The following is a 7,632-nucleotide window of genomic DNA, read 5'->3' on the forward strand; positions in this document are numbered from 1 at the left end:
AGCCCGGTATTCGACCCTCGCGGTCGACCCGGGTTCTTTGCTATTTGGTCGAGGGGCCCCCGCGTTCGTCATCGTCCATACGGTGGCCAGCATGACGGCCACCCTGGCGGTCGTTCATGCCTACACTTTGGGGATGGTTCGAGAACTCTGGCCCACGCCGCCCGGCCAGCCCACTGAACCCGGTGTCCCTGACTTCGCGCGTTGGGGCGACTCGGCACCCTTCGTCGCACAGGCCGAATATCTGCATGCGCAAATGTGCACGTTGTCGCTCGACATTGATGCCTTCGGAGCCGATGTGGGCGATCCCGCGGTGGTCAACTGGGTTGTCAATCGGCTGGCTGGCACAGGTTTGACGATCGCCGACATCGTCCGTTCTTTGTCTACGAGGCTGAACTGGGCGATTATCAACCCCAATCACGCTCTCGAAGTGATGGAGGCGTTCGACAGAGCTCGTCATGCCTTCACCGAAGCCTGCGGCGCGGCTCAAGCCGCCACCGAGGCGTTGCGCAATCACACGCAATTGCCGGGGTGAGGTGCCGCAAGCGTGTTAACCGCCGTGCCAAGTAACGCTGTCGCGAGTCGGGATGCGAACGCCGGCCCGTCATTCACTAGCGCGTATCCGCCGGCGACGCCGCCTTGGTTGCAGAAGGCTCGTCGTCGTCGCACCCTCCGATGAGTCACGGCACCGGTGTTCCGACCAACACGTGGGACCAGCCGAGTGGCCGTGCGCGGCACGACGGCGGTGGGGAAGCTGCTGGCAGGATTGCTGTAGATCGCTTGGCTACGTGACCACCGCCGCACGATTCGGCGCGCTGCCAGGTACGCGTCCTGGGCGATCTCGACGACCGCGATGGCCTTTTTGAGTCCGTAGACGCCCCAGAACCTTCCGGGACCACGTCCGGGCTGCTGCCACAACTCAGGCACGACATGCTGGTATTCCTTGTCGCCCAACGTATTCGGCGAAGAATGTTTGGTGAAGTAAATGGCCAGGCGCTTGGGATCGCACGCACGCAATCCGTTGAGGATGTCGATCCCCGTGCCGGCGAGCAAGTGACGCGCGCGTTGTTCCGGATCTGGATGGCCGACAATGTTTGCCCATTCCTGCGACAGCCAGTCTCGGAACGTGCGACCTGATCGCCCCACAGCGGGCGGCGGAGTCATCCACAAGTGAATGTGTGGTGCGCCGCGGCGTTGAAATTCGAGCTTCCAGATATAGCGGGCCGGTTCACCCCATTCGCGTTGAAACCGCTTGCGCCACAAGGCCATATGTCGTTTCACACTGGCGCCGTCTGGCGCAACGGATTGCCATTCGCCTGGGTAGGTCAGGGTCACCATCGCTGGCACACGGCCGCATTCCACCAGCGGTGTGTAGTCGAGCTCGGCGAAGGTGCGGCACATCGCGGCACGAGATTTGCGAGACCATTCCGTGATCGCTCGCCCAGGCGGGTTGGACATGTTACGGCCCGTCTTTATGCGGTCCTCCTCGGCGGCCACATCCAGCCGGTGACGGTCGACTGACCGCTCCGATGCCTTCTCCGCACGCACAGGACTGGTCCAGCCGAGGCGGACTACACCGGGGCCGATCGTGATCCGGAACCGGCCGGACTCCGGTTCCACCCCGAGACGGTCTTGCCCGTCTGCCCATGGCTGTGCCGGCTCAAACAGCGCTGCCGCCGAGGCCACCAAGTCGGAGCTCGGGAACCGCAGCCCCAGCGCATCTGCGGCCGACAGTTCCGCATCGGCGCCGCCCTCGATGCTGTCGCGGACACTTTTGGCACATATAACAAGCCCGTTGGTCCCAGCCGGAACACCGTCTACGTCGCTCCCACCGTCCGACCGACCGCTACCGCTCTCGCGCCCTCCGGCCGTGCCGGCCTCGGGCCCTCGCGGTCTACCGGCGTCCGCGACTCCGTCCGTGTTCCGGCTGGCCGTTCGGGTCGTGCCCGGGCGAAGAGTGGGTCGCTCCGCAATCGCGCTCGTTGAATGCGCGCTCGACCTCGTGATGCTGGGCATCGGGTGCCTGCTCCCCGGGAGCCCGCGGCGCGCGTCCCTGGGTGACGGGCGATGATGGGTTCCCTGACGGGAGTGCTGTCACCGTGTCCGGTTCTTGTCCGATCGTCGGACGAGCACCCTGCGTCAGACGCGCTCAGCGCGCCGTATTTGACGTATGGGTGTCGTTAAGCCGCAGGCCAGCGGCCGTTCCGCCCACCTGAAAAGCGGAAGGTCGGCGGTTCGATCCCGCCCCTGGCCACCAGCAGTAGCGCAGGTCGTGGTCTAGAAAGCAGCATGCTTGCGCGGCCGCAGCAGGGGTATTCGTCTGAGCACGATGCCAGCAACGTCTGACCGCCCCACGGACGAACTCGACTCTTGTGTGCGCGTTTACGGGACGCGGGTCCACAATCTGCGGGGGGTCGACGTCGCGGCGCCCCGCGACGCGCTGGTCGCGTTCACCGGAATCTCCGGATCCGGGAAGTCGTCGTTGGCCTTTGGGACCATCTATGCCGAGGCCCAGCGCCGCTATTTCGAGTCGGTCGCCCCGTACGCCCGTCGCCTGTTGCTGCCGGCCGGCGCGCCGAAGGTGGATGACATCACCGGTCTACCGCCCGCCGTGGCGTTGCAGCAGCGCCGGGGTTCGGCGACGTCGCGGTCGACGGTCGGCACCGTCACCACCCTGTCGAACCTGCTGCGGATGCTGTTCTCCCGCGCCGGAACCTACCCGCGTGGGGCCACGGAACGACTGGACTCCGACGCGTTCTCCCCGAACACCGCGGTGGGGGCGTGCCCCGAATGCCACGGGTTGGGGCGAATCCATCGGGTGACCGAAGAGACACTGGTACCTGACCCGTCGCTGACCATCCGGGAAGGCGCCGTGGCCGCTTGGCCGGGCGCGTGGCAGGGTCAAAACCTACGCGACATCTTGGTAACGCTGGGGTACGACATCGACAAGCCATGGCGGAAACTCCCGAAGCGTCAACGCAATTGGATCCTGTTCACCGATGATCAGCCAACGGTCGAAATCGACCCGAGCCAGCACCCGGTGCAGGCCGATTATTACTACAACGGCACGTTCTCCAGCGCCGAACGCCACGTCCGCCACACGTTGGCCAACTCGCACAGCGCGATGATGCGTCGCCGCGTGCTGCAATTCGTCGACAGCGTCGAGTGCCCGGTATGCGAGGGTTCCGGGTTGCGACCGGAAGCGCTGAAGGTGACATTCGCCGGGCGCACCATCGCCGAATACGCGGGGATGCCGTTGGCCGACCTTGCGGACGCGTTGCGCCCCACGGCTTCTCGGACCGATGCCGCCGCCGCGTACGAGTCGACGGAATCCGGTGAGTTGACGGAGGTGGCGACAATGATCGCCGCCGACCTCGTCGCACGCCTGCAGGTACTCATCGACCTCGGCCTCGGTTATCTCACGATTAGTCGCCGAACACCGACGGTGTCACCCGGCGAATTGCAGCGCTTGCGACTGGCCACCCAATTGCGCGCCGGCTTGTTCGGCGTGCTTTACGTGCTCGACGAGCCGTCGGCCGGACTGCACCCCGCGGACGCCGAACCGCTACTCGACGTGCTGGATCGCCTGCGGCGCGCGGGCAATTCGCTATTCGTGGTCGAGCACGACATGGACGTGGTACGCCGTGCCGATTGGATCGTCGACGTCGGACCCGGGGCGGGCGAGCTTGGTGGGAACGTGCTCTACAGCGGCCCGGTGCCGGGCCTGGCAGACATCGAGGAATCGGTCACTCGCAGTTACCTTTTCGACGGGGCCGGTCCGACGCATCGCCAGCCGCGCATGCCGTCCGGGCAGTTGCGGATGCGCGGGATCTGCTTTCACAACCTGCGAGACCTCGACGTGGACCTGCCACTTGGTGTGTACACCGCGGTCACCGGGGTGTCCGGTTCGGGCAAGTCGACACTCGTCGTGAAGGTCCTCGGCGACGTCGTGAACAGGCATCTGGGCACCGGGCGCGCCGCCGAGCCGGCCGCATCCGATGGCGACGAAACGGACACCGAAGTCGTCGATCTGGATCACGACGCCAGCGCCGGCGTGACGGCGGAGGGTGTCGAGGAGATCAATCGGCTGGTGTCCGTCGACCAGCGCCCGATCGGACGCACTCCGCGCTCGACACTGGCGACCTACACCGGCTTGTTCGACGCCGTGCGCCACGAATTCGCCGCGACTCCGAAGGCCCGCCGCCGCGGTTGGACAGCGGGCAGGTTTTCGTTCAACGTCTCCGAAGGTCGCTGCCCCACCTGTCAAGGCGAGGGGTTCGTCGCGGTCGAATTATTGTTTCTGCCAGGCACATACGCCACCTGCCCGGCGTGCCGCGGAGCGCGGTACTCCGACGAGACACTCGAAGTCCGTTACCGTGATCGTACGATCGCCGACGTGCTCGCGATGACCGTCGATGAGGCCTCGGACTTTCTTGCCGACGTTACGAAGGCGGCGCGGAGCCTGACCACGCTGCACGAGGTCGGACTGGGGTATCTCCGTCTCGGGCAGCCCGCGACCGAGCTGTCAGGCGGCGAGGCGCAGCGGATCAAGCTCGCCTCCGAGCTCCAGAGACCCCGCCGAGGGCATACCCTCTACGTCCTCGACGAGCCGACCACGGGGCTCCACCCCGCCGATGTGGATCTGCTCGATCGTCAGCTGCACCGCCTGGTCGACGCGGGCAACACCGTGGTGGTGGCCGAACACGACATGCGGATGGTCGCGGGCGCGGACTGGGTGATCGACCTCGGGCCGGGCGCCGGCAACGACGGTGGTCGGGTCGTCGCGGCGGGCGCGCCGAATGAGGTTGCGCGTGCGAAACACAGCCGCACGGCGCCGTACTTGGCGAAACGGTTGGCGTCGTCCGCTACTCGGTGAAAACCCTTGCGCGCCGCCAGGTCCCCTACGCGTGCCGGCACACGCCCTCGTGCGCCTTCGCCAGCCAGAACACCGCCCGCTCGATCGTCGGCACGATGTCGGTGATCTCGATGGAGCCCGCCGCGAACTGGCCCAGCGCCCCGTAGACGACGCCGGCCAGGATGACACCCAGGTCCTCGGCGAAGCGTTCATCGCACTCGCGCATCACCGACCGCGCCGCGGGTGCGACGACGTCGAAGCCGTGTTGGGTCAGTTCGTCGCCCCCGGGCCCGGCCTGGGCCCGCACGTACGCCTGCAGCATGCGGGGGTGTTTCTCCCACGGTTCGAAGATCGCCCGAAAGATCCACATGAGCCCGTCGTAGAGCGATTCCTTGTCCCCGGAGTGCGAGGCGACGGCGGCGTAGCGGTGGGTGTCCATCCACCACCGCAGCGCCGCGACGATGAGGTCGTCGCGGGTGGGGTAGCGCTTGTAGATCGTGGTGAGCGACATGCGGGCCCGGCGCGCGACCTCCCGCAGCTGCACGGCGTCATAGCCCTCGGTGTCGATGAGGTCGACGACGACGTCGATCAACGGATCGACGGCCCGGGCTGCCGCCACTGATCCGTCGCGCCGTTGCGATGAGGCTTTACCGACCACGATAACGATGTTACTGTCCGAACCGGAGTAACGCGGTTACTTGAGAAAACCGCAGGCGACGACGCGAGCGAGGGCGTGGTGGGTGGTCTAGACGGCAAGGTGGCGTTCATTACCGGGGCGGCACGTGGGCAGGGCCGCAGCCACGCGGTCCGGCTGGCGCGCGAGGGCGCCGACATCATCGGCATCGACATCTGTGCCGACATCCCCGCCAATGGCTACGCCATGGCGCGGCGCGACGAGCTCGACGAAACGGTCGGCCTGGTCGAGGCCGAGGGCGGCAAGATGCTCGCGACGGTGGCCGACGTCCGCGAGTTCGATCAGGTGAAGGCGGCGCTCGACGCCGGGGTGGCACACTTTGGCCGGCTCGACATCGTCTGCGCCAACGCGGGAATCGCGCCCGTGGCGTTCCGGCAGCTGAGCATCGAGGAGGAGCTGGCGCAGTGGCGGGCCGCCATTGGGGTCAACCTCGACGGCGCCTATCACACCGCGTGGGCGGCCGTGCCGCACCTGCTCTCCGGGCAGCGCGGCGGTGTGATCGTATTCACCAGCTCGACGGCCGGGCTGCGGGGCTTCGGTGGTCTGCAGGGCGGCGGCCTAGGGTATGCGGCCTCCAAGCACGGGGTGGTCGGGTTGATGCGGGTCCTGGCGAACTCGTTGGCCCCCTTCAACATTCGGGTCAACACGGTTCACCCCACGGCGGTCCGCACGATGATGGCCGTCAATCCGGCGATGACGGAGTTCCTGGAAAGCTTTCCCGAAGGCGGTGCGCACCTGCAGAATCCGATGCCGGTGGAGATGCTGGAGCCCGAGGACATCAGCGCGGCGATCGCTTATCTGGTCTCCGATGAGGCCAAGTATGTCACCGGGGTGACGTTCCCCGTGGACGCCGGCTTCTGCAACAAGCTGTGAGCCCCGCGATGCAACCTCGACCGCCGGGCCGCGTGGCCGGCAAACGGGTCCTGATCACCGGTGCCGCTCGCGGGATGGGACGCAGCCACGCGGTGCGGTTGGCCGAAGAGGGCGCAGACTGCCTGCTGGTCGACATCTGCGAAACCCCCGACGGCTTGGAGTATGCGCTGGCGACCGAGGACGATCTGCGCCAGACCGCCAAACTCGTTGGAGAGCTTGGGCGGTCGGCCGTCTGCAAGGTCGTCGACGTGCGGGACGCGGCCGCCCTCAAGGCCGCCGTCGACGAGGGGGCCGACGAACTTGGCGGCCTGGACGCCGCGGTCGCGAACGCGGGCGTGCTGACGGTCGGCACCTGGGACACCACCACCCCGGAGCAGTGGCGGCTCGTGGTGGACGTCAACCTCATCGGCGCCTGGAACACATGCGCCGCGGCGCTGCCGCATCTGCTGGCGGCCGGCGGCGGCAGCCTGGTCAACATCAGCTCGTCGGCCGGTATCAAGGGAACTCCACTGCATACGCCCTACACGGCCGCCAAGCACGGCATCGTCGGCATGAGTCTGGCGCTCGCCAATGAACTTGCCGCACAAAATGTCCGGGTGAACACCGTGCATCCCACGGGCGTGGCCACCGGCATGGCGCCGCCATCGATGCACCAGCTGATCATGGAGAAGCGACCCGACTTGGGGCCCATCTTCATGAACGCGCTGCCGATTCTGATGACGGAGGCGATCGACGTGAGCAACGCGGTGCTGTTCCTGGTTTCCGACGAGGCCCGGCACGTGACGGGCTTGCAGTTCACCGTCGACGCGGGGGTGACCATCAGATGATGAGCAGCCACAATCAAAGACGCGAGCGCGGCCTGCGGACGTTCGCCGAGGTGATGACGGTCGAAGCGCCAACGGACGCCAGCCCCGCGATCGCCGACGGGCTCATCGACTTCGTGTTCGCCGAGGTGTGGACCCGGCCCGGCCTGAGCCGGCGCGACCGCCGGTTCGTCACGCTGGCGTGCGTCGCCGGTGCCGACGCCGCACCCGCGCTCGAACAACACGTCTACGCCGCGCTGAACAGCGGGGACGTTACGATCACCGAAATGCGGGAAGCGGTCCTGCATTTCGCGGTCTACGCCGGCTGGCCGAAAGCCTCGCAGTTCAACATGGTCGTCGACGCGCAGTGGGAGCGCATTGCGCGCGAGCGCGGGGCTGTCTCTTATACA

Annotated in this window: 7 protein-coding genes; 5 read left to right on the forward strand and 2 right to left on the reverse strand. The window is 66.9% G+C overall.

What is annotated here, in order from left to right; all coding sequences use genetic code 11:
- The first annotated feature begins 91 nt into the window (after window positions 1–91).
- Entirely contained in the window at window positions 92–532 is a 441-nt protein-coding gene (locus WU80_RS26370) for a hypothetical protein (protein WP_012396366.1), read from the forward strand.
- Here the strand turns inward: WU80_RS26370 and WU80_RS25365 are convergent.
- Complete coding sequence (locus WU80_RS25365) at window positions 511–2,013, reverse strand: hypothetical protein (RefSeq protein WP_012396365.1); 1,503 nt, start codon at window positions 2,011–2,013, stop codon at window positions 511–513. The two genes, WU80_RS26370 and WU80_RS25365, sit on opposite strands and share 22 nt — an antisense overlap.
- 313 nt (window positions 2,014–2,326) lie before the next feature.
- On the opposite strand from WU80_RS25365, the gene WU80_RS10560 reads away from it, so the two are divergent.
- Window positions 2,327–4,873, forward strand: a complete 2,547-nt coding sequence (locus WU80_RS10560; protein ID WP_055405042.1) for an excinuclease ABC subunit UvrA — start codon at window positions 2,327–2,329, stop codon at window positions 4,871–4,873.
- Between the two features lie 25 nt (window positions 4,874–4,898).
- Here WU80_RS10560 and WU80_RS10565 read toward each other — a convergent pair whose 3' ends face one another.
- The gene (locus WU80_RS10565) at window positions 4,899–5,510 is read right to left on the reverse strand and encodes a TetR family transcriptional regulator (RefSeq protein ID WP_082459971.1); all 612 of its coding nucleotides are present in this window, start codon (window positions 5,508–5,510) and stop codon (window positions 4,899–4,901) included.
- Window positions 5,511–5,588: 78 nt separating this feature from the next.
- On the opposite strand from WU80_RS10565, the gene WU80_RS10570 reads away from it, so the two are divergent.
- From WU80_RS10570 to WU80_RS10580, 3 genes are all read left to right on the forward strand, one after another.
- Complete coding sequence (locus tag WU80_RS10570; protein WP_055405044.1) at window positions 5,589–6,419, forward strand: mycofactocin-coupled SDR family oxidoreductase; 831 nt, start codon at window positions 5,589–5,591, stop codon at window positions 6,417–6,419.
- Window positions 6,420–6,427: 8 nt separating this feature from the next.
- A complete protein-coding gene (locus tag WU80_RS10575; protein ID WP_055405043.1) occupies window positions 6,428–7,246 on the forward strand; it encodes a mycofactocin-coupled SDR family oxidoreductase in 819 nt (272 codons plus the stop codon).
- Window positions 7,243–7,632: carboxymuconolactone decarboxylase family protein (locus WU80_RS10580; protein ID WP_197285987.1), on the forward strand; the 390-nt coding region annotated here is incomplete at its 3' end. The genes WU80_RS10575 and WU80_RS10580, both read left to right, overlap by 4 nt.

It is taken from the genome of Mycobacterium sp. UM_11 (assembly GCF_001414075.1).
Classification (GTDB): domain Bacteria; phylum Actinomycetota; class Actinomycetes; order Mycobacteriales; family Mycobacteriaceae; genus Mycobacterium.